Below are 22402 nucleotides of genomic sequence, written 5' to 3'. Positions count from 1 at the left end.
TACATCGCTGCCGTGCGTCTGCTCGGAGCGGCGCGCCGTCCAGGTCGTGACTTCGTCCCGGTTTCCGGTGACTTCGGCCCCTGTCCACGCGACCCGACGGTGGCCAACATGGAGGTGAACGCGCAGTTTCGAGAAATCAGAGAGCAGGAAATCACATGGTCGAATCGGCCAGAATAGTTGTGGGCGTGGACGGATCCGAGGCATCGCTCGACGCAGTGCGGTGGGCCGCGTCCGAGGCAGCGCGCCGCCAGGCATCGATCGAATTGGTGACGGCGACCTCGATCGTGCCGCACACGCCCCTCGAGGCGCTCGATGTGCTGACCGACACTCTCGGCGACCGAGACGCGGCCGCCGACCGAATTCTGGCCGACGCGGTGGGCGTCGTGCACGAGGGTGCCGGGCCGACTCGAACGCACGTCGATACTCGACGCGAACACGGTTCGGCTGCAGCCGTTCTGACCGATACCGCGCGGCGTCCGTACATGATCGTTGTCGGAGCGAGAGACCGCAGTGAGGTGGCAGACACCCTGCTCGGATCGGTCAGCACCGCAGTGGTGGCTCACTCCCGGTACCCGGTGGTCGTGGTGAAGTCCGACTCGGACCGGGAAGGCCCGGTCGTGGTCGGTGTCGACTGCACACCGAACAGCCAACCCGCCGTAGCCCTCGCGCTTGAGGAAGCATCGTTGCGCGGCGTCGATCTCGTCGCGGTTCACGCATGGAAGGACGTCGAACGGGGCAGCACCCTGACGCGCGATCTCATCGTGGATTGGTGGGAAGACGAAGTGGCCGCCAATGTTTCGCTCGCCGAGGCCCTTGCAGGCCTCGCGGACGACTACCCCGATGTGACGATCCGACGCGTAGTGGCGCGCGATCGGCCGATACGCGAAATCGTGCGAGAGTGCGAGCGTGCGCAACTGGTGGTGATGGGTAGCCGCGGACGAGGCGGTCTGGCGTCGGTGCTTCTCGGATCGACCTCCATGGCCGTTCTCCACGCCGTCGACATTCCGGCGATCATCGTCCCGACCGACCGATGAGTTGTTCGGCCGGCATCGGCGACGCAGGGTCGATCGAACGAACACTGGTGGAATCGGCGACTGCGGTCATGAAGCGTCCTCGGATCGGCATTCGGTGAACAAGCCGGCGTGGCCCGAAATCACGACGCTACGGTGGTCGGCGGTCTGTGATTGGGGACCTCGTGCACCAGTCGCAGTGACCGAAGGTTCGTATTCGGGCGCGAAGGGACTTTCGGCGGCAAGCAGGCTACCGATGGCACCTGCGGCGTCGACTGTCACGCAATAGCGTCGTTCTCATGCTCGAGCCGACTGCACGACAATGGATCTCCTACAACCTGGGTGGAACTCTGCCCGCGGACTTGAATCCGTGGGTGCACCGGGACCTTTTGGGGCGGGGATCTGCTGTCCGGCATGTCCTGCGATTCACGATCCCGCTCGTTCCCGTACTGCTGCTGTTCCTTTTCTTTCCCGGACCGGTGTGGTTGCCGCTGCTGATGATGTCGCTGATTCTGCTTCCGGTGCTCTACTTCGCAATGGGTTTGATGAATGTGTACCGAGGATTTCGCCTACGGCAACATGGCATGGCGGACGATCCCGCGGAACGTAAGCGCGAAGGCACCGAGGAGAAGCGCCGCGAATACGAGGCACGCTTCGGGCGCGACCGATGAACGACTCGACGCCTGATGCTCGACGCTGACCGGCCGAATCGACCGAAGGAGTCGATTTACCGATCTGCCCATTCCAACGTACTCATGCGTTCTCCGAGGGAGCTCTGAGTAGGTGTGGGTGGTGAAGCTGCGTGTGTAGAGCCCGCTTCGGATATCGGCAGGACGGCGGTCGTGGGGTCCAGGCCGGCGAGTTCCTTACGAACGATGTCGCTCGACAGCACCAGTGGGACGGTCTGCTTCGACAGTGCTGCCATTGTGCCTTTCTGGTCCCAGGCAATCCGCCGATCAATGTGACGGTGACCGACGAGGACCGCAGACGCGTGAGAGCGAGACGCAGGTGTGCACGAGCGTCGTCCTTCGACGAGGTGTGGCCCTGGCCGAACCGAATGCACGCCGCTCTGGCGCGAACGAGTGCCCGGTAGGCGATGTAATGGTCGATCAGCGACCGTTGGGGGGCCTGTAGGCTGCGGCCTCCACGAACGAGTCGAGGAAGAACCGAGCGGCGTCCGGTCTGCCCGGGTACTCGAGACCCATTGCAAGACAGGCAACGTCGTCGATTCCGTCGATGAAGCGCAAGTGATCGTCAAAGTCCCGTTCGGCCCGGATTGACTGCGATCGCTTTCTGATGTGTAGTCCGCTGGCCGAGCAGTTGCACTTGTTAGCTTCCAATTTCGAATGGTCGGGGTGAAGGGCCCCCGATGAGGCGAGACCGTTGAAAAGGCTGATCTTCTCAGCATGGTGGAGGGGATTTGTCCTTTATGTCCGGCCCACTTCATGAAGAGCTCGAGATCATCACTGTTTGACTCGTACGACGGCTGCGTTGGGCAAGCAGCGCATTGCGGTACTCCGAGGACGGCACACCGCAATCGGCGAATTCAATCGTAGCGCTAAATGATTAGCCATTGAGATCGGTTTCTACGGACGATGACGTGCTCGCATGGCTGAAGTGCACTGGTCGCGATGACACTTTCGATGAGATTTCGGCGCGTTACCGCCCAACGAGCGAAGGACGGGCATCTTTAAGGCTGACCTCATCCCAAACCTTACCCATTCGACGGCCGCACCGGAAGGATGGTGCCGTTGAGGCTGAGCGCGCAGGGTTCTCGACTGCACAGCTGACCGGGTTCGTGGTTGATCGGATCCTCCTGTAGTGAGGTCCCGCCGACAGAACGGGTCTAGTAGGGCAGTGCTCACAGAACAGTTTAGAGTGCGGGGCCGACACCGAGTGATCACACTAGAGACCGATGTCCGTGACGGCATTGCCTACAAGAGGCGCATGCTCGCGGCGGTACATTTCGACTGAGTCGAGGCTGGCGTGGCCGGTCTGGCGGGCGATCGCGGATCCGTCGGCACCATTGCGGGTGCCTTGGGTGACGAAGCCAGCGCGGAGCGAGTGTCCGCCGAGTTTGGCGAGAGCTGTGGGGTCGTAACCTGCGTGTTCGGCTCGGCGGCGGACGGTCTGGTGGATCGCGGCCCCGGACAGTGCTGTTGAGCCAAGGTTGCCGTTCTTTGCAATCGATCGAAGCAGTGGTGCGCGGGCGGCGGTGCGGGGCACTCCTCCACGACACACGTGCCTGTCGAACGGGTCGCGCTTCCGGAGCAGGCGGATGACCGACGGGCGGCCCCCGACATCGAAAGCGGCTACGACTTGCACCCACCGGACGTAGGCGCAGGGCGGGCAGGTCTCGTGAAACTCGCTGTACGGAAGCGCTTTCACCGCTCCCCTCCCCTCCTGGTCGGTCTTCGACTTACGTAACCGGACGTGGATTCCATCGTGCCGATGCACAGTGACGTCCCCGCACACCAGCTCCGACAACTCGCTGCGGCGGTAGGCGCCGGCGAACCCGAGGAGCAGAATCGCGGAGTCGCGGCGCTCCAGAACTTCGTCCGCCCAGCCCCGGCATCGTTCCCGCGCGGTCGAGACGAGGAGTTTGATGTCGTCGACCAGCAACGGGTCTCGCGGGGTGCGGGGTCGGTCCCCCGCGGCGGCGCACTCCCGCCGGATGCCGGACAGTGTCGCGGTGACGAGTTCGTGGGCTGACGGCGACAGATGCCCGGTGGTGCGGTGTTGGTGGTTGATTGCGGCGATCCAGGTGCCGAACGTAGCGACGGCATAAGCCCGCTCCCCTGTTTCGGCTCGTGTTTCGGCCCCGTCGACGAGGTAGGCGGCGACGGTGATCGGATGTGCGGGAAGCGTCACGTGACCATTCGTCTCGCACCAGTTGGTGAAGCGTCTCCACGCGGCGGCGTAGGTCTTGCGCGTTCCTTCGGAACGGGAGGACTGTACGGCGGCCGCAATCCGTTTCGCGACGGCTGCCGGGATCTCCGGCTCGACCGCCAACGATCTGCCGCCCACGGTGCCCGCGACAGTGCCCACAGCAGATGCACGGCCCGGTCGGAAGTCCATATGTGGAGCCTAGTACAGGTGACCGACACGTCTGCAGTGCAAAACTGTGTTGAGCTGCATTGTTGGCTTAGATGGTGCGGAAAATGCAATTTGCAAGGTTGCCATCGGCCATTACTAGGTCGACTGAACCACCCGGCACAAGCGTCCAGATCGCTCGGTGCGGGCGCGCGTGGCTGACCGACTCAAAGCTCGAACGGTTCACCTAAGAATTGATCCGGGATCCGAGATTCACGCGGTCGAAGCGCCCAGAACCTCGTCTCAGTGGTGTCGGTCGAGACGGACGTCTGTGGACTCCAAAAATCAACTAAGGAACGAGTTGTGACACTGAGCGGCACGGAGCCCTACTTTCAGCCGAAAAAGGCGGCTCCGGACTTCTCCGAAACCGCCTCTGACCTGCATCTATCCATGTCGGGCTGACAGGATTTGAACCTGCGACCACTTGACCCCCAGTCAAGTGCGCTACCAAGCTGCGCCACAGCCCGCCGCACCTCGAAAGGCGCTTGCTGAGATTACCCCAGCCCTACCCCTGAGAGGAAATCGCCTGCTCAGGGGCGGGGTCGGACTAGGTCAGCGGTTGTTGCCCTTGCCCGGCCGTTCTCGCTTCTCGCGGATACGTACCGAGACGCGGACGGGGCTGCCGTCGAAGTTGAACTCCTCACGCAGACGCCGCTCGATGAATCGGCGGTAGCCGGCCTCGAGGAAGCCGGTGGTGAAGAGCACGAACGTCGGCGGCCGCGTGCTGGCCTGCGTCGCGAACATGATGCGTGGCAGGCGTCCGCCTCGCATCGGCGGCGGAGTGGCCGCCACGACCTCTTTGAGCCACGTGTTGAGGCGTCCGGTGGGGACGCGCTTGTCCCACGACTCCAGAGCCGTTTCCAGTGCGGGAACCAGCTTCTGCACAGCACGGCCGGTGTGCGCCGAGATGTTCACCCGCTGGGCCCACGGCACGCGCGCGAGATCGCGGTCGATCTCTTTCTCGAGCTGCTGACGACGGTCGTCGTCCACCAGATCCCACTTGTTGAACGCCAACACCAATGCGCGGCCGGCATCGGAGACCATGCTGAGCACGCGCAGATCCTGCTCCGAGATCACCTGTGAGGCATCGAGAAGCAGAACCGCAACCTCCGCTGCCTCGATCGCGGACTTGGTGCGCAGCGACGCATAGAACTCGGCGCCGCTGGCATGGCTCACGCGCTTGCGCAGTCCAGCGGTATCGACGAATCGCCATGTCTTGCCGCCCAATTCGACCAACGAGTCGACCGGGTCGACGGTGGTGCCGGCAACATCGTGCACCACCGAACGCTCGTCACCCGAGAGCTTGTTGATCAGGGACGACTTGCCGACATTCGGCTTACCGACCAGAGCGACACGTCTCGGTCCCCCACCGGGGATACCTTCGCGCGGAGTCTCCGGCAGGGCCTCGAGCACACGGTCGAGCAGATCACCGGTACCGCGGCCGTGGGTGGCGGACACCGACAACGGTTCCCCCAGACCCAGAGACCACAGTGCGGCGACCTCGGACTCGGTGCGACCGTCGTCGACCTTGTTGGCCACCAACAGAACCGGAGTCTTCGACCGACGCAGCACTCGTGCCACTGCCTCGTCCGTCGTCGTCGAACCAACGCGGGCATCGACGACCAACAGGATCGCGTCGGCGGTGTTCATTGCCAACTCGGCCTGGCGCGCAACGGACTGTTGCAGACCCTTGGCGTCGGGCTCCCAACCGCCGGTGTCCTGCACCAGGAAGCGACGACCACTCCAGTTCGCCTCGTACGACACGCGATCGCGAGTGACGCCCGGGACGTCCTCGACCACGGCCTCACGTCGTCCGATGATGCGGTTGACGAGCGTCGATTTACCGACGTTCGGGCGGCCCACCACGGCGAGAGTCGGTACGGCAACGGCATCTTCGCCGTCCTCACCCTCGTTGAGGTCGACGTACTCCCACTCGCCCTCATCGCTCCACGTTCCGTCGCCCGCGGTTTCCGCTGCGCCGGAGAAGAATTCTTCACTCACTGGACTGCTCCACTTCTGTCGTTCACCACGAGCAGCAAACGCTCGATCACGCCGTCGAGATCCAGCTCGCTGGTATCGACGATCACCGAATCCTCGGCGGGACGAAGCGGTGACACTGCCCTCGTCGAATCTGCGTGATCACGGCGTTGCACGTCCGCGAGCACGGATTCGTAGTCGTCGCCGCGACCTTGTTCGATGTTCTGTTTGTTCCGCCGTTCCGCGCGCGCCTCCGGTGAGGCCGTCAGGAACACCTTCACGTCGGCGTCGGGAAGTACGACGGTGCCGATGTCGCGACCCTCCACCACAATTCGCGTCGACGAGCTGGCGAGGTCGCGCTGCATCTGCACCAAGAGCTCACGCACCGCAGGCACCGCGGACACAGCCGAGACGGCTTTGGTCACTGCGTCGCCGCGGATTTCGCCGCTGACGTCCTCTCCGTCGAGCAAGACGGTCTCCGACAGCGGATCCTTCCCGATCTCGAGGGGAAGGGCTGCAACAGCTTTCGCGACTGCGTCTGCATCGGTGGGCTCGACGCCCGAACGCAGCACCCATACCGTTGCGACGCGGTACATCGCACCGGTGTCGAGGTAGCTTGCTTCGAGTGCCGATGCGAGCCGGCGCGATACCGACGACTTACCGGTGCCCGACGGCCCGTCCATCGCCACGACGAGCGCACTCATCACAGGCCTACGGATTCGTAGAGCTTGCCGATCTCGCCGCGGCCGAGAACACGCAGTGTTCCGGGGCGCTGATCGCCGAGCACGATGTTGCCGACGTCGGTACGCACGAGGCGTCCCACCGGAAATCCGACCTTGTCGAACAACCGGCGCACGATGTGCTTGCGGCCCTCGTGCAACGTCACCTTGACGAGCGACTTACCGTCCGAGATATCGAGCAGCTGGAAGCCGTCGACCTTCACCGGGCCGTCGTCGAGGGTGACGCCTTCGCGCAGCTGCTTGCCGAGCGTGCGGGGAATGGTGCCGAACAGAGTCGCGAGATAGGTCTTGGACACCTCGTACGACGGGTGCATCAGCCGGTGAGCAAGGTCACCGTCGTTGGTGAACAACAACAGTCCCTCGGTGTCGGCATCGAGTCGCCCGACGTGGAACAGTCGCTGGCCCGCCTGCACGCGCTCGGCGACGATATCGCCGACGCACGGACGACCCAGATCGTCCGACATGGTGCACTGCCATCCGCGCGGCTTGTTCATCGCCAGATGAACCAGTTCTTCCTTCACGACGACGCGGGTGCCGTCGACGCGAACGACGGCGATGTTCGGGTCGATGCGGATGCCCTGCTCGGTGACGATGCGTCCGTCCACCTCGACGCGGCCGTCGGCGATCAGCTCCTCCGCGGCCCGACGCGACGCGACCCCGGCCTGCGCGAGCACCTTCTGCAACCGAACACCCTCACCGGCAGGCACGTGCTTGCGCGGGGACGAATCGGTGTACTGATGCTTCGCCGGCTTGGCGTTGCTGATGGTGGTTGCCGGAGCCTGCTTCTTCTGCGGCTTCGGCGGCTTGGGGCGCGACGGCTTCTTGCGGGGCACCGCGTCGTTGCTGCGGTCGTTGATGCCCGTCTCGACGGGCTTGTTCTCGAACGATTCCCCCTGCTCGACGCCTCTGCGCGGGGCCGGTCGGCCACCGGTGCGGGGAGCGCCTGCGCGTGGTCCCCCGGTGCGAGGGGCGCCGGTTCGGGGTGCACCGGCGCGTGGAGCGCCGTCCCGGGGTGCGGCGTCGCGGGTGCGATCTCCGCGGCGTGCGTCACGCGGGGTGTCCGACCGACCTGCGGTGGGCTTCCTGCGTGGGTCTTGTCTCTTGTTACGGTCCGGTGTGCCATCACGGCGAGCGGGCTTGTTCACTTGTCTTACCTATCAGTCGTCCGAGTCGAGCTCGGCTGCCGGATCGGGTTTCGATCCGCGGTTCTTGGTGGAGCGGGTCGTTCTGGGGTCGGTGTCCATGCTGTCACTGTCTCGTCGATCAGGTCCACTCCCGGCAACAGCGGTGCCAGTTCGGGTAGATCACCGAGCGATGCGAGCCCGAGCCGTTCGAGGAACAGCTCGGTGGTGCAGTACATCGTGCCGTTCGTCTCCGGGTCCGTTCCTGCTTCGGAGATCAGTCCACGGGCGAGCAACGTACGCATCACTCCATCGACATTGACTCCACGTACGGCGCTGACTCGTGCGCGGGTCAACGGTTGACGATAGGCGATCACGGCCAGGGTTTCCAATGCTGCACGTGTGAGCTTGGACCGAGCGCCGTCGAGAAGCAGCCGTTCGACGTACGGCGCATAGGCGGTTCGGGTGTAGAAACGCCACCCGTCGCCGGCGTAGCGGAGGTCGATTCCGCTGCGGCGTTCTGTCAGTTCCGCGGCCATCCGCTTCAGCTCGGCACGTACGCGGGCCACCGACGAGCCAACAGCCGATGCCAGTTGTTCGTCGGAGGCGGGAGTATCGACGATGAGCAGAACCGCCTCGAGTGCCGACGCGAGCGTGTTGTCGTCGAGTTCGCCTGACTCGTCGACATCCTCGAGCTCGAGTTCCGGGTCGGCATTCATGCGTAGTCCTCTTCCGTGACCACGATGGGTCCTTCGTCCTTGCCGGTCCAGCTCACTCGAAGATCGCCGAGTGGTTCGGGTTGCTCGAAGGCGATCACTTGTTGCCGGAACAGTTCCAGCAACGCGAGGAAGCGCGCGATTATTTCGACCTGCACTTCGCAGTCCTGGACCAGCTCCGAGAACGATGCCCACTCGTTGAGTCCCCGGCCCTGCAGGTTCTCGAGCAACCACTCTGCCTGCTCGGGGATCGAGACCGCATGCTGATGAATGTGGTCGAGGCCCACTTGCGGGATCGGCTTGGGCCGAAACGCTGCTGCCGCGATGTCTGCGAACCTGGCCGGATCGACCCCCAGCAACACCTCGGGAATCAGATCGGCAAATCGATCTTCCACCGACACCGAGCGCGGATAACGCCGCAGCGCAGCGGCTTCCAGCTCACCGAACAGCAGCGCGACTTGCTTGTAGGCGCGGTACTGCAGCAACCGGGCGAACAGGAGATCGCGCACCTCGAGCAACGCGAGATCCTCGGCGTCCTCCACATCACCCGACGGCAGCAGACGAGCCGCCTTCAGATCGAGCAACGTCGCCGCGACGACGAGGAACTCCGTTGTCTGATCGAGTCCGACATCGGCACCGAGCGACTTGGTGAACGAGATGAAATCGTCGGTGACGGTGTGCAGCGCCACCTCGGTGACATCCATGCGGTGCTGACTGATCAGCGACAGCAGCAGATCGAACGGGCCCTCGAAGTTGAGCAACCGAACCCGAAATTTCGAGGGGTCCGCGTCGGCGGGAACCTCGATCGGGGCCTCGTCGGCAGCGTCGACCGTCACGGACCCGACCGGTAGATCACCTCGCGCGCAAGAGCGCGGTACGCCTGCGCGCCGCCGGATTTGGGAGCCCAGGTGGTGATCGGCTCACCGGCAACGCTGGTCTCGGGGAACCGGACCGTGCGAGTGATCACGGTGTCGTAGACGACGTCGCCGAACACCTCGACCACCCGCGTCATCACCTCGCGCGAGTGCAGCGTCCGGGCGTCGAACATCGTCACCACAATGCCGGCCAACTTCAGTCGCGGGTTCAGCCGATCGCGCACCTTCTCGACGGTGTCGTTGAGGAGAGCCAGACCGCGCAGACTGAAGTACTCGCACTCCATCGGAATGAGGACCTCGTCGGCACAGGTCAGCGCATTGACCGTCAGCAGGCCGAGCGAGGGCTGGCAGTCGATGAGCACGTAGTCGTAGCGGTCGAGAATGGGGTGCAGTACCCGTCCGAGCGTTTGCTCACGCCCCACCTCGGTGACCAGCTGGATCTCGGCGGCAGAAAGATCGATGTTGCTCGGCATCAGATCGAGATTGTCGACGCGAGTCCGCATGATGATGTCGTCGGCCGACACCTTCGCCTCCACGAGGAGGTTGTAGACCGTCAGATCGAGTTCGTGATGTGCGACGCCCAAGCCCGCGGACAGTGCGCCCTGCGGGTCGAGGTCGACGAGCAGCACGCGACGGCCGTAACCGGCCAGCGAGGCACCGAGATTGATGGTCGACGTCGTCTTGCCGACGCCGCCCTTCTGGTTGCACATCGCGATGATCTTGGCCGGGCCGTGACTGGCCAGCGGCTGCGGATCGGGAACCGGCCTCGTCTTGCGACCGGTGGGCCCGAGCTCGTTCGGAGCAGGAATGATGTCGCGTGTCTCCCGACTGGATTCCGGTTGACGTGTATGGAAAAGAGCGCCATCGCTGTGCGGATGAGACGGATGCGTTTCGCCGGTATCGGGGGTGACGGCGGGCTGCACGCCCCACGACGGTTCCGAGGCTGACTCCGCCGCTGGCGGCTGCGGTGTCGACACGTTCCAGCGCTCCCCTGTCCCGTTCGTCTTCGAGTAGTTCACGCAAACGCTACCGCTTGACGCGACGGCATTGTCATCGGACACGCTGACACACGATTGCCGACCGCGTGCTAGCGCGCTCGCGGGTGCGCACCCGCCCACACTTCACGCAACGTCGTGACGGTGACGAGGGTGTAGATCTGTGTCGTGGTCACCGACGCGTGGCCGAGCAATTCCTGCACGACACGGACGTCGGCACCGCCGTCGAGCAGGTGCGTCGCAAACGAGTGCCGGAGCACGTGCGGCGAGACCCCGGCCGTGATTCCGGCCCGCTGCGCGGAGTCCTGCAATACCTGCCAGGCGCTCTGCCGCGACAGTCGACCGCCCCGCACATTGAGAAACAGCGCCGGATTCGAGCGGGCGACGAGCCCCGGCCGCCCGCGCACGAGGTATGCGTCGACCGCCTCGATGGCCGGCCTCCCCACCGGGACGACTCGATGTTTCCCGCCCTTGCCACGCAGGAGCACCGAGCGAGCCTCGGTGTCGATGTCGTCCACATCCAGACCGACGGCCTCGGAGATGCGCGCACCGGTGGAGTACAGCAGTTCGAGCAGTGCGCGATCTCGCAGACCACGCGGTGCGTCGGGACCGGCAATGGACGCCGATTCGAGCAGCGCCACGACCTGGTCGACGGGCAGCGACTTCGGTAGTCGTTTGGCCGGCTGCGGCGGCTTCACCTCGCTCGCGACGTTGCGCTCCACCATGCCCTCGGCCAGGGCGAAGCGGTGCAGACCACGCACGGCGATCAGCGTCCGGGCCGCCGAACTGGCTGCGAGAGCCGGGAATTCGTCGTCGCCGCGCCGGAGGTACAGCACGAACTCGGTGATGTCGTTCTCGGTCACCTTGGCCAGATCGGAAATTCCGTACCCACTCAGAAACCGCTCGTACCGCACCAGATCGCGACGGTACGACGACACCGTGTTCGGTGCCGAACCGCGCTCGACCACCAGATGATCGAGATACGTCGCAATCTGATCGCCGATCACGGTGGCTACTTTCGTGAACTCTTCCGAGACTCGAATGCCGTGGGTCGATCCGCCCACGGGGCGTCGGCCGGACGCAACTCGCTGCCGGTGGCACGAGCTGCCGCCAACGCGAGCACTCCCGACACGGCCGAGGCGTTGACGATCTCCCCGGCCAACGCACGACGGACGGCCTCGTCCATCGGCACGAAGGACAGCTCGATGTCTGCCTCCTCGTCGTGTGCCTCCGGGCGATCGACCTCAATCAGATCCTCGGCGAGGAAAATGCGTACCGCTTCGTCGGTGAATCCGGGCGAGGCCAACACGTCCACCAACACCGACCACTTCCCGGCCGCGAGACCGGTCTCCTCGGCCAGTTCGCGCTGCGCCGCCAGCACGGGCTCCTCCCCCGGCTCGTCGAGCAGGCCCGCGGGCAGCTCCCAGAGACGACGCCCGATGGGGTGCCGGTACTGCTCGATCATCGCCACGCGGTCCTGATCGTCGACGGCAAGAATGCCGACTGCGCCGTGATGCTCGATCACTTCTCGCTCGGCGCGACGCCCGTTCGGCATCGCCACCTGATCGAGCCGCAGCGCGAGGATTGCGCCGGAGTACGGAACCTCCGAACCGAGCGTCGTGAATTCGTGTCTCGCGATTCCGCTCATCCGACGGTCTCGGCCTCGGCGTCCGACTTCTCCGCCGCAGCGGTGTCACCGTGAACGTCGACCGGCAACCGCTCGGCAGCCTTGTACTTCAGTGCCGCGTTGATCAGCGATGCGAACAGCGGATGCGGACGGGTCGGCCGGCTCTTGAGCTCCGGATGCGCCTGGGTAGCAACGAAGAACGGGTGCACCGATGCCGGCAACTCCACGAACTCGACCAGATGACCGTCCGGGGACGTGCCGCTGAAGACCAAGCCGCTCTTGGCAATTCGATCGCGGTAGACATTGTTGACCTCGTAACGGTGACGGTGCCGCTCCGAGACGTTCTCGGTCCCGTACGACGCAGCGACGACCGAACCCTTCTGCAGTGTCGCGGGATAGGCACCGAGGCGCATCGTGCCCCCGAGGTCGGCGTCACCGGCGACGGCGTCCTCCTGGTCGGCCATCGTGGAGATCACCGGATCCTTGGTATCCGGATCGAACTCGGCGGAATTGGCATCGGTCAGTCCGACCGAACGAGCCGCCTCGATGACGACGCACTGCAAACCGAGGCACAACCCCAACAGTGGAATCTTGCGGGTACGAGCGAACTCGATGGCACCGAGCTTGCCCTCGATACCGCGAATGCCGAATCCGCCGGGAATGAGCACGGCATCGACATCACCCAACGCAGCCTGAGCCCCCGCAGGCGTCGAGCACTCGTCGGACGGAACCCACTTGATCTCGACCTTGGCGCGATGAGCGAATCCCCCGGCACGCAGCGCCTCGGTGACCGAGAGGTAGGCGTCGGGCAGGTCGACGTACTTGCCGACGAGGCCGACGCGCACGGTTTCGCGGGGCTGGTGGACGCGCTCGAGCAGTCCGCCCCAGATGGTCCAGTCGACGTCACGGAACGGCAGACCGAGCTGCCGGACGACGTAGGCGTCGAGGCCTTCCTTGTGCAGCACCTTGGGGATGTCGTAGATCGACGGGGCGTCGGGTGTGGAGATGCAGCCGTCGACGTCGACGTCGCACATCAGCGCAATCTTGTTCTTGAGCCCAGGCGGCACGTCGCGATCGCACCGCAGGATCAACGCGTCGGGCTGAATGCCGATGCTGCGCAGTGCTGCGACGGAGTGCTGGGTGGGCTTGGTCTTGAGTTCACCGGACGGTGCCAGGAACGGGACCAGCGACACGTGCAGGAAGAACACGTTGTTGCGGCCGACGTCGTGACGGACCTGCCGCGCCGCTTCGAGGAACGGCTGCGATTCGATATCGCCGACGGTGCCGCCGATTTCGGTGATGACGACGTCCGGCTGATGGCCCTGGAGGTCGGGACCGTTCATTGCCAGGATGCGACGTTTGATCTCGTCGGTGATGTGCGGAATGACCTGAACGGTGTCGCCGAGGTACTCGCCGCGACGCTCCTTGGCGATGACCGTCGAATAGACCTGGCCGGTGGTCACATTGGCGAATCCGGACAGATCACGGTCGAGGAAGCGCTCGTAATGGCCGACGTCGAGGTCCGTCTCCGAGCCGTCCTCGGTGACGAAGACTTCACCGTGCTGGAACGGGTTCATCGTGCCGGGATCGACGTTGAGATACGGATCGAGCTTCTGCATGGTCACGCGCAAGCCGCGTGCGGTCAGTAGCTGGCCGAGGCTGGACGCCGTCAGACCTTTTCCGAGCGAAGACGCGACGCCTCCGCTGACGAAGATGTGCTTGGTGTCGGAACGCGACTGAAGGCGTGACAATGAGGCTCCCGTGACGAGTCTGCAGGGCTTGCTCCTATCAGGGGGCTGATAAGAGAGGTAAAGCGTGGAAATTGGGCCTGCTACCCACGGGACTTCACGGTAACACCAGTACGTACCTCACCGCCAACGACACGCGTATTCGACGCGAGAGCCGATCAACTCACCGGCGCTCCCACGGTGACGGCATTCGCGTTCGCTCCGGTGCCGTAGCGGCCCGAAGCACCGTCCAGTTGCTCCGCCAGGGCGAGAACTGTGGTGATTCGGCCTGCTTCACGGTCCACGTTGTCCACCGTGCTGAGCGCAGACGACAACGCCGAGTCGGCTCGGACTACCGCGATCGAGCCGTTGCCCTCGGCCGCACCGGAACGACCTGCCAGTACCGCACCTGCTCCGCGTGAATCGAGAGCTCCTGCGAAGCGAGCGACGATGGCACCGCGGTTGCCGTCCTCGACATCCGAGGCACCCGAACCGGTGACCACCACGGCCAGCTGCGCAGGTGCGACCGCACCGTTGTCGTAAGCGATGAATCCGCCGCTACGCAACGTCTCGAGCGCGAGAGACAGCTCCTCGGGGGTCGATTGCGGCTGCGCCGTCTGTGCATTGAGCAGCAACACCGAACCCAGCAGGTCGCCCGCCAGACTTCCTTGGTCGACCGCCCCGGTACGCAACTGCACACCGGCCGGAATGACGTTGGTCAGTCGGGTGCGCAGATCGTCGCCGTTCGCCGCGGACACGAACGAATCCGTCAGCGACACCCGGCCCGTGACCGTGGCACCGGACGCCCCGATCGAACGCGTGACTCCGTCGACATCGCCGGGATCTGCATCGGGCGTGGTGATGACCACGACACTGCGATCGACGAGGGTGTCTCGCAGTACTCGACCCGAGACCGCCGCATCGAAACCGTCGGCCGAGTTCAGCTGCTCGCCGAGCTGATTGTTGGTCGACTGCAGATCGTCGACCTGATTCTCGAGACCCGTCTTGTCGTCTCGCAGACCCGAGACCAGTCCGCTGGACAGCAGGCCCGAGCCGAGGACGATGCCGATGGCCAACGCAACGAACACGGCAGCCAGCGAAATGGCATGTTGGCGAAGCGAAATCACGAAAGCAACCCCTGGAACCACAGTGCGAATCGGTTCCACAGATCGATCGCCCAATCCAAGGACTCGCCGCCGATGTTGGAGACGGCCAACGCCACGATCACCGCAACGAGCGCAGCGAGAATGAGCAGGGCAATTGCACCGCCCGACACGCGGCTTCGGTACAGCGTGGCCACCGCCTTGGCGTCGACCAGCTTGGCACCGACCTTCAGACGCGTCATGAACGCGGCCGGGTTGGTGTTGCGTCGTCCGCGATCGAAGAATTCGTCGAGGCTGGCCGGGCTACCGACCGACACGATCAGCGACGCGCCGTGGTGGTCGGCCAACAGCAGTGCGAGGTCCGCAGCAGCACCGGTCGCCGGGAAGGTCATGGCACCGATACCGAGATCCTGGATGCGTTCGAGACCTTGCGCGTGTCCGTCCGAATCGGCCGGAAGTACCACTTCTGCACCACATTTGAGTGTCTGCGCCGTGACGTCCTCCGGATCGCCGACGATCAGATCCGGTCGGTGTCCCGCTTTCATCGCTGTGTCCGCGCCCGCACCGACGCCGATGATGACGGGCGAGTACTCCTTGATGAACGGCTTCAGATTCTTCAGATCCTCCGCGTGCCCCGGCCCGTCGGCAACGATCACGACGTGACGACCCTTGAGGTCGATGTCGATGTCCGGAACCCCGACGCCGTCGATCAGCAACGGACTCTCGGTCCGAATGAACTCGATCGTGTTGCCCGAGAACGCTTCCAGATGGTCGACCAGCCCGGTCTTGGCCTCGATCATCTTGTCCGAGATCTCGGCTTCGCTCTGTTCCTCACCCTTGGCGAGGCGGCGATCGCCGGTGTAGACGCCACCGTCGTTGAGCCGGATCTTGGTGCCGTCCTTGATCTTCTTGAAGATCTCGGTGCCGGCCGAGTCGATCAAGGTGATCCCGTTGGCGACGATGACCTCGGGGCCGAGGTTGGGATAGCGGCCGGAGATCGACGGCGACGCGTTGACGACCGCGAGCACCCCGGCCTCGACAAGCGCATCTGCGGTCAACCGGTCCAGATCGAGCTCGTCCAGAACGACGATGTCGCCGGGGCCGACCCGCTTGAGCAGCTTGGCCGTGTTGCGATCGACTCGCGCGATCCCGGTGATTCCGGGCAGCGAATCCTGACTACGTGACAGCAGTGCCGGCATCTTCATGCCCACCATGATGACCCGATCGACACGCCCGGCCATGGAGGCGCGCCGAAACAACTACCACACTGATCACATCAGCACCAAAAGTTACAGGGCAGCTCGATCCGCGTTTGCGGTGGCCAACAGCTCTTCGGCGTGTGCGCGACCGGTCTCGGTGTCGTCGAGCCCAGCGAGCATCCGGGCGAGTTCGACGACGCGTTCCGAGGACGACAGCGTCCGGACTCCGCTGTTCGCCGCCCCCTTCTTGGCGTCGGTCTTGTCCACCACCAGATGCGTGTCCGCAAACGCAGCCACCTGCGGCAGGTGGGTGACGACGATGACCTGATGGGTACGAGCCAACCGACCGAGCCGACGACCGACCTCGACCGCTGCCCGACCACCGACTCCGGCGTCGACCTCGTCGAACACCATCGTCGCGCCCTTGTCGGAACCCGCCAGCACCACCTCGAGCGCCAACATCACCCGCGAGAGCTCGCCGCCCGACGCGCTCTTGCTGATCGGCAACGCCTGGGCGCCGTCGTGCGCGGACAACCGGAACTCGACCTCGTCGACCCCGGTACTACCCGCATGCAACTCGGTACCGTCGACGACGATCGGTGCCGTGTCCGACGGTCCGGCCGGCAGCGATCGAACATCTATCTGCAGCTTGGCTTTTCCCATCGCCAGTCCGGCCAGCTCGACGCTGACGGCTTTGGACAGCTTCGTCGCCGCTTTCGACCGGGCAGCGCTGAGCTTGGACGCGGCCGCCGCTACATCGACCGCAGCCGACTCGACACGCGCACTCAGCTCCGCGAGCGCGTCGGCAGAGGTATCGATCCGAGACAAACGTTCGCGAGCGTCCTCGGCCCACGCGATGACACCGTCGACGTCGGCGGCGTACTTGCGCGTCAGAGACTTCAGCTCGGCCTGCCGGTTCAGGATCGTGTCGAGAGCTCCTGGATCCGACGGGAGATCCGACAGATACGTGGTCAGGTCGGCACCGATGTCGCCGACGACGGCCATCGCGTCGTTCAACCGGGGCAGCAGTTCTGTGAGAGCAGCGTCGTCGGCGTGTTCGAGACGCGATCGTGCCTCGCCCAACAGATACAGCGCAGACGTGGTGTCCGACGCCTCCTCGGTACTCCCGACGAGAGCCGCGGCGGCACCCTCGGCGGTTTCTCGCAGCGAATCGAGGTCGCCGAGCCTGCGCACATCCTCGGCCACGGAGCGATCCTCACCCGGCTCCGGTGCCAGGGAGTCGATCTCCTGCAGGCCGAACTGCAGCCGGTCCGCTTCCTGAGCCAATTCACGGCTGCGTTCGGTGCGGTCGATCAATTCGTTGCGTGCGTCGAGCCACGTCTTACGGGCGGCGCGATACTTCGCCACCAGAGAGGCAACCGAATCACCGGCGAATCTGTCGAGTGCACCGAGTTGCTGATCGGGGCGCAGCAGCCGCAACTGATCGTTCTGGCCGTGCACTGTCAGCAGCGAATCGGTGAAGTTCGAAAGCACCGATGCGGGGACGCTTCGTCCACCCAGATGTGCACGTGAGCGGCCGTCCGAATTGACCGTTCGCACGGCGATGATCGAATTGTCTTCGTCGCGTTGACCTCCCGAGGATTCGAGCACCTTCTCGACATCCTCGATCACCTGTTCCGAGGCGGTGTCGGTGCTGAATCGCCCCTCGACCACGGCCCTTTGGGCACCGAGCCGCACCCGACCTGCATCGGCGCGTGCACCCGACAGCAGATGCAAGCTGGTGACCACCATCGTCTTGCCGGCCCCGGTCTCGCCGGTGAGAACCGTCAACCCCTCGTGAAATTGTGCGCTCGCACCGGAGATGACTCCGAGGCTGTCGATCCGAATCTCTTCGAGCATCCCTACCTCGCTCTCCCCCGCCACCCGGTCACGGGCAGTTCGAATTTCTTGACCATGCGATCGGCGAACGGTGCCGAATCCAGGCGAACCCACTTGATGGGCGATGCTCCCCGCACGACCTCGACGCGTGCTCCCGCCGGCAACCCCAATGTGCGGCGGCCGTCGCAGAACACGAAACCATCGTGTCCGCCGGCATCGATCTCGACGGCGATGATCGACTCGGGGCTGGTGACGAGCGGACGCGCGAAGAGGGCATGGGCGTTGCTCGGAATGACCAGTATGGCTTCGAGTTCCGGCCACACCACCGGCCCGCCTGCAGAGAACGCATATGCCGTCGACCCCGTGGGTGTCGACACGAGCACTCCGTCACAGCCGAACGCAGAGACCGGACGGCCATCCACTTCGAGAACGACCTCGAGGACCCCGAGCCTGGAACCGTTCTCGATGCTTGCCTCGTTCAGGGCCCACCCACGCTCGACGACCTGGTCGCCTACACGGATGGCAATGTCCAACGTCATCCGCTGTTCGATGCGATAGTCGCCGGCCATGACCCGCGCCAGCGCGTCCTCGAGATGGTCGGCCTCCGCCTCCGCGAGAAACCCCACGTGGCCGAGGTTGATACCGAGAACCGGGATGTCGGCTGCCTGTGCGAGTTCGGCCGCGCGCAGGAACGTTCCGTCACCGCCGAGAACCAGAACCATCTCGCACCCGGCGGCCGCATCGGGACCGAACTCGACGACGTTGAGCCTCATGTCCGCCACGAACACATGGTCGTGTTCCTCGGTGTCCGATGCCTCGATCTTGGACGGCTCCACTTCGTCGACGAGAACCCGCAGGCAGATGCCTGCTTCGTCGAACACTTTGCCCACTCGGCGCGCGGTCTCGGCGATGTCGGGCCGGCCGGGGTGTGCGACGAGAAGAATCTCCCGAACGGACTCCTGTGTCGGTGCTGCATGGGACGGAGTCACTGTGGTCCTTCCTCGATCGCGTGACGGACCAACTCGGCGACGTCCACGTCGGTACGCGGCGAACCGTCACCTGCGCCCGCCTTCAACCACAAAAAGTACTCGACGTTGCCCGAAGGTCCCGGCAGTGGGCTTGCGGCGACCGCCTCGACTCGCAGGTTCAACGCAAGCGCGGCATTCGCGACGTCCTCGACGGCCTCCGCCCGCAGCGCCGGGTCTCGCACGACGCCGCCGGAACCGACGCGGTCCTTGCCGACCTCGAATTGAGGCTTGACCATCAACACCATGTCGGTACCCGACGTGGAGCACGCAACGAAAGCGGGAAGAACGAGCTTCAGAGAGATGAACGACAGGTCCGCCACGATGACGTCGACAGGGCCCCCGATCGTGTCGGCATCTATCGAGCGCACATTGGTGCGATCGATGACGTGCACGCGTTCGTCGGATTGCAGTCGCCACACGAGCTGGCCGTAACCCACGTCGACCGCAACGACCTCACGCACACCGCGACTGAGCAGAACGTCGGTGAAACCTCCCGTGGAGGCACCGGCGTCGAGACACCGCGCGTTCTCGACGGTCAGACCCAGTGGCTCGAACGCGTCGAGGGCACCGAGCAGTTTGTGCGCGCCGCGAGACGCCCAGCTGATTTCGTTGTCTTCCTCGGCCACCAACAGCGGAGTGCCCGGCTCGACGGCGGTAGCGGGCTTCGAAGCCACGGTTCCGGCAATCTTGACCCGGCCTGCCTCGATGAGTTCGGAGGCGTGTTCACGAGATCTGGCCAATCCACGACGGACCAGTTCTGCGTCGACACGTGCGCGACGGGCCACGTCAGGTCTTGTCGACGGTGGTCAAGGCCCGAACCAGCACTTCGTGGGCCCGGTCCAGCACACTCGCATCACGCGCCAGGGCGTCCGAATCGACGGCCTCCGAGTCGAGGCCTGCCTCCGACCCGATGGTGAGCTGCGCGAGCAGCGACGACACCTCGGCCCTGATGCTGTCCGGATCTGCGGACGACTGTTCGCCGGCCGCGTTCGGCCGGTGTTGTCCTGGGAGTGGAATCGACGCGCTCATCACCTCTCACGCTATCGGATGGGTCCGACGAACGCCCGCTCGCGGCCGACTGCACGAACCCGTGTCAACAACCCAACAACGAGCGCAGATCGGCGAGTCCATCCCCGTCGAAGCGAACGTCCGAGAATTCCGAACCCGACCACGCAACATCGAGGACGGCGAGCAGACCCTCGAAGGCATCCATCTCGGCAGCACCCTCGAACCGCACGGACAGGACCTCGTCGTCGATGCCGACCGTCCAGCCATCCTTACCGGCTACCTCGGACGCCGACTCGTCCTTGTTCAGAACCCCGAGATCACTACCGATGTGCGTGGGACGCAGGTGCTTCGGAGCACGAAGCAACTCCGGAGCCGTACTGACACCCGTCAGGACCAACAGCGACGGGAGGGCAGCTTCGTTCGCGCCTGCTATATCGGTATCGAGCCGGTCTCCGACCACGAGCGCCGACTTGGCACCACTTCGCTCGACGGCGTCACGCATGATGGGAGCCGCGGGCTTGCCTGCAACGATGGGCTCGACGTCGGTGGCATTGCGCACTGCTGCCACCATCGAACCGTTGCCGAGAACGAGGCCGCGCTCGGTCGGAAGAGTCGCATCGACGTTGGTCGCGACCCACAGCGCGCCCGCACGCACCGCCAGAACCGCCTCGGCCAACATGGGCCACCCTGTATCGACGGAATGTCCCTGAACCACCGCAACCGGCTGCTCGTCAGCAGAGCGCACCGGCGTCAATCCCACCTTCTCGATCTCGGTCGCCAAGGCGTCGGTACCGACGACGAGGACGCGTGAACCGGGATCGAGTCTGTCCGCGAGTACTCGGGCTGCTGCTTCGGAACTGGTGACAACAAATTCTGCTGTGGTGTCGAAACCGAGTTCGCGGAGGTGTTCGGCGACATCGCTCGGTGCGCGACTGGCATTGTTGGTGACGAAGAACTGCTTCTCGGAACCACCCGAAAGCGCCTCCACTGCACCCGGAATGGGTTCCTTGCCGGCGTAGACGGTGCCGTCGAGGTCGAGCAGCAGAACGTCGTGGGCGTCGCGCAGTAATGTCACCGACTGCCCCCGGACAACTCCTCGACCCGCTCTTCTGCGTCGGTTTCTCCATCGACATCCGCCGCGGCAGCGTTGAGGAACCACTTCACACCCTCGTCGACGCGACCGGCAGCAACGAGCGCATCGGCGTAGACGTAGAACAGACGAGCCGCAGCCGTACCCGACCGGGACGCGTCGAGATCGGGAGTCTGGAGGGTGACGACGGCCTGGTCGTACTGGTTGAGATCCATGCGAGCGCCGGCAACGACGATCCGAAGTTCCGACGCCTCTTCACCGGTCAGTTCCCGCGCTTCGTCGCTGCGACCGAGTTCGATGGCCCGCTCGGGGCGCCCGAGTCCGCGTTCGCAGTCGGCCATGACCGCGATGAGACCGGGGCCGCCGGCCATTCGACGTGCCGCCCGCAGTTCCGACAGAGCCTCCGCCCATTCACCCGCGTGATACGCCGCGATACCGGCCGTCTCGCGTACGACGGCAATGCGGCCGGCCCGCTGACGAGCAGCGCGCGCGTGTAGCAGCGCCAACTGCGGATCGTCGTCGAGCAGGCGGCTGGTCATCACGAGGTGACGGGCCACAGCAGTGGCATTGTTCTTGTCCAAGCTCAACAGATCCCGGCGCACTGCCGGCTCCAGCTGCCCGGCTTCGACCTCGTCGGGCAGATCCGGCTCGTCTGGCCGCGGGGGTCGACGGTCGGACGATGCGCTGTTACCGCGGCGATCGCCGGAGAACCCACCTTCCCCACCACGCCTGCGGGGAGGACCGTCCGAACGACGCGGGTCGGCGCGACGGTCCTGAGCGCGAGGGTTGCGATCTCGGGACTCGTTGGGGCGATTGCCACCGTCTGCTCGGGAGGGGCGACGATCGTTGTTGTCTTCCGACACGGGCGTCCTTTCGGATTTTCGGGTACAAACGCAAAAAGGGGACCCACCAAGTGGGTCCCCTTCCTACAACGGGTGTTCGGCGGTGTCCTACTCTCCCACACCCTGTCGAGTGCAGTACCATCGGCGCTGGAGGGCTTAGCTTCCGGGTTCGGAATGGGACCGGGCGTTTCCCCTCCGCTATGGCCGCCGTAACTCTGCGAAACAGTGTCACGAGCGGTCTCAGTCGGAGAACACATCCCCCACATAATGTCGGGGATGGTGTTTTCGTTCTTGGACCTGTATTCGATTGTGTTACTGAACAACTACTCGTGTGTTGTTTCAGATATTGCACAGTGGACGCGTAGCTTCTTTGTGGTAAGTCCTCGGCCTATTAGTACCAGTCACCTGCATA

Annotated in this window: 20 protein-coding genes, 1 tRNA gene, 1 rRNA gene and 1 pseudogene; 2 read left to right on the top strand and 21 right to left on the bottom strand. The window is 64.7% G+C overall.

Translation table 11 applies throughout. The annotated features are described in order from the left end of the window. Positions 1-155 precede the first annotated feature (155 nt). Both AB0O58_RS13635 and AB0O58_RS13630 read left to right on the top strand, forming a co-directional pair. Complete coding sequence (locus tag AB0O58_RS13635; protein WP_032400680.1) at positions 156-1034, top strand: universal stress protein; 879 nt, start codon at positions 156-158, stop codon at positions 1032-1034. 275 nt (positions 1035-1309) lie between these two features. Continuing rightward, positions 1310-1681 carry a DUF5313 family protein gene (locus AB0O58_RS13630; RefSeq protein WP_032400678.1) on the top strand — a complete coding sequence of 124 codons (372 nt, stop codon included), beginning with the start codon at positions 1310-1312 and terminating at the stop codon, positions 1679-1681. A 56-nt stretch (positions 1682-1737) separates the two neighbouring features. Here the strand turns inward: AB0O58_RS13630 and AB0O58_RS13625 are convergent, their stop codons facing one another. From AB0O58_RS13625 to rrf, 21 genes and pseudogenes are all read right to left on the bottom strand, one after another. Beyond that, the gene (locus tag AB0O58_RS13625) at positions 1738-1935 is read right to left on the bottom strand and encodes a hypothetical protein (protein WP_032400677.1); all 198 of its coding nucleotides are present in this window, start codon (positions 1933-1935) and stop codon (positions 1738-1740) included. 980 nt (positions 1936-2915) lie between these two features. After that, entirely contained in the window at positions 2916-4088 is a 1173-nt protein-coding gene (locus AB0O58_RS13620; RefSeq protein ID WP_366238276.1) for an integrase, read from the bottom strand. 408 nt (positions 4089-4496) lie between these two features. Then, a tRNA-Pro gene (locus AB0O58_RS13615) sits at positions 4497-4570 on the bottom strand. 85 nt (positions 4571-4655) lie between these two features. Continuing rightward, positions 4656-6104, bottom strand: coding sequence for a ribosome biogenesis GTPase Der (gene der, locus AB0O58_RS13610; protein ID WP_032372373.1), 1449 nt, complete (start codon positions 6102-6104; stop codon positions 4656-4658). Beyond that, entirely contained in the window at positions 6101-6784 is a 684-nt protein-coding gene (gene cmk / locus AB0O58_RS13605; protein WP_032372372.1) for a (d)CMP kinase, read from the bottom strand. The genes der and cmk overlap by 4 nt, the downstream gene beginning before the upstream one ends. Further along, entirely contained in the window at positions 6784-7965 is a 1182-nt protein-coding gene (locus AB0O58_RS13600; RefSeq protein WP_080729250.1) for a pseudouridine synthase, read from the bottom strand. The genes cmk and AB0O58_RS13600 overlap by 1 nt, the downstream gene beginning before the upstream one ends. Before the next feature lie 12 nt (positions 7966-7977). Further along, positions 7978-8660 (bottom strand): annotated as a pseudogene (gene scpB / locus AB0O58_RS13595) (SMC-Scp complex subunit ScpB). Then, entirely contained in the window at positions 8657-9493 is an 837-nt protein-coding gene (locus AB0O58_RS13590) for a segregation/condensation protein A (protein ID WP_032384282.1), read from the bottom strand. Before AB0O58_RS13590 ends, scpB begins: the two are co-directional and overlap by 4 nt. Then, complete coding sequence (locus AB0O58_RS13585; RefSeq protein ID WP_027497212.1) at positions 9490-10509, bottom strand: ParA family protein; 1020 nt, start codon at positions 10507-10509, stop codon at positions 9490-9492. The genes AB0O58_RS13590 and AB0O58_RS13585 overlap by 4 nt, the downstream gene beginning before the upstream one ends. 110 nt (positions 10510-10619) lie before the next feature. Beyond that, positions 10620-11534 carry a site-specific tyrosine recombinase XerD gene (xerD, locus tag AB0O58_RS13580; protein WP_027497213.1) on the bottom strand — a complete coding sequence of 305 codons (915 nt, stop codon included), beginning with the start codon at positions 11532-11534 and terminating at the stop codon, positions 10620-10622. A 5-nt stretch (positions 11535-11539) separates the two neighbouring features. After that, positions 11540-12175, bottom strand: coding sequence for an NUDIX hydrolase (locus AB0O58_RS13575; protein ID WP_283550388.1), 636 nt, complete (start codon positions 12173-12175; stop codon positions 11540-11542). Then, complete coding sequence (locus tag AB0O58_RS13570) at positions 12172-13905, bottom strand: CTP synthase (RefSeq protein ID WP_094652687.1); 1734 nt, start codon at positions 13903-13905, stop codon at positions 12172-12174. The genes AB0O58_RS13575 and AB0O58_RS13570 overlap by 4 nt, the downstream gene beginning before the upstream one ends. 155 nt (positions 13906-14060) lie before the next feature. Continuing rightward, positions 14061-15008, bottom strand: a complete 948-nt coding sequence (locus AB0O58_RS13565; protein WP_032370606.1) for a copper transporter — start codon at positions 15006-15008, stop codon at positions 14061-14063. Further along, positions 15005-16189, bottom strand: coding sequence for a putative cytokinetic ring protein SteA (steA, locus tag AB0O58_RS13560; protein WP_032366203.1), 1185 nt, complete (start codon positions 16187-16189; stop codon positions 15005-15007). Before steA ends, AB0O58_RS13565 begins: the two co-directional genes overlap by 4 nt. Positions 16190-16273: 84 nt before the next feature. After that, the gene (recN, locus tag AB0O58_RS13555) at positions 16274-18043 is read right to left on the bottom strand and encodes a DNA repair protein RecN (RefSeq protein WP_032366202.1); all 1770 of its coding nucleotides are present in this window, start codon (positions 18041-18043) and stop codon (positions 16274-16276) included. 2 nt (positions 18044-18045) lie between these two features. Beyond that, positions 18046-19011: an NAD kinase gene (locus AB0O58_RS13550; protein WP_027497219.1), complete on the bottom strand. Its 966-nt coding sequence runs from the start codon at positions 19009-19011 to the stop codon at positions 18046-18048. Beyond that, complete coding sequence (locus tag AB0O58_RS13545; RefSeq protein ID WP_032370607.1) at positions 19008-19835, bottom strand: TlyA family RNA methyltransferase; 828 nt, start codon at positions 19833-19835, stop codon at positions 19008-19010. The genes AB0O58_RS13550 and AB0O58_RS13545 overlap by 4 nt, the downstream gene beginning before the upstream one ends. Position 19836: 1 nt before the next feature. Next, a complete protein-coding gene (locus AB0O58_RS13540; RefSeq protein WP_027497221.1) occupies positions 19837-20079 on the bottom strand; it encodes a hypothetical protein in 243 nt (80 codons plus the stop codon). Between the two features lie 64 nt (positions 20080-20143). Next, positions 20144-21133: an HAD-IIA family hydrolase gene (locus tag AB0O58_RS13535; RefSeq protein WP_032385009.1), complete on the bottom strand. Its 990-nt coding sequence runs from the start codon at positions 21131-21133 to the stop codon at positions 20144-20146. After that, positions 21130-22011 (bottom strand): M48 family metallopeptidase, encoded by an 882-nt coding sequence (locus AB0O58_RS13530; RefSeq protein ID WP_080729252.1) that lies wholly within the window; start codon positions 22009-22011, stop codon positions 21130-21132. Before AB0O58_RS13530 ends, AB0O58_RS13535 begins: the two co-directional genes overlap by 4 nt. A 74-nt stretch (positions 22012-22085) precedes the next feature. Continuing rightward, positions 22086-22202, bottom strand: a 5S ribosomal RNA gene (gene rrf, locus AB0O58_RS13525). Between the last annotated feature and the right edge of the window lie 200 nt (positions 22203-22402).

It is taken from the genome of Rhodococcus sp. NPDC080181 (genome assembly GCF_040702225.1).
Taxonomy (GTDB): domain Bacteria; phylum Actinomycetota; class Actinomycetes; order Mycobacteriales; family Mycobacteriaceae; genus Rhodococcoides; species Rhodococcoides fascians.
The sequence above is the reverse complement of the archived record's forward strand: the minus strand, read 5'-3'. Positions and strand labels throughout refer to the sequence as shown.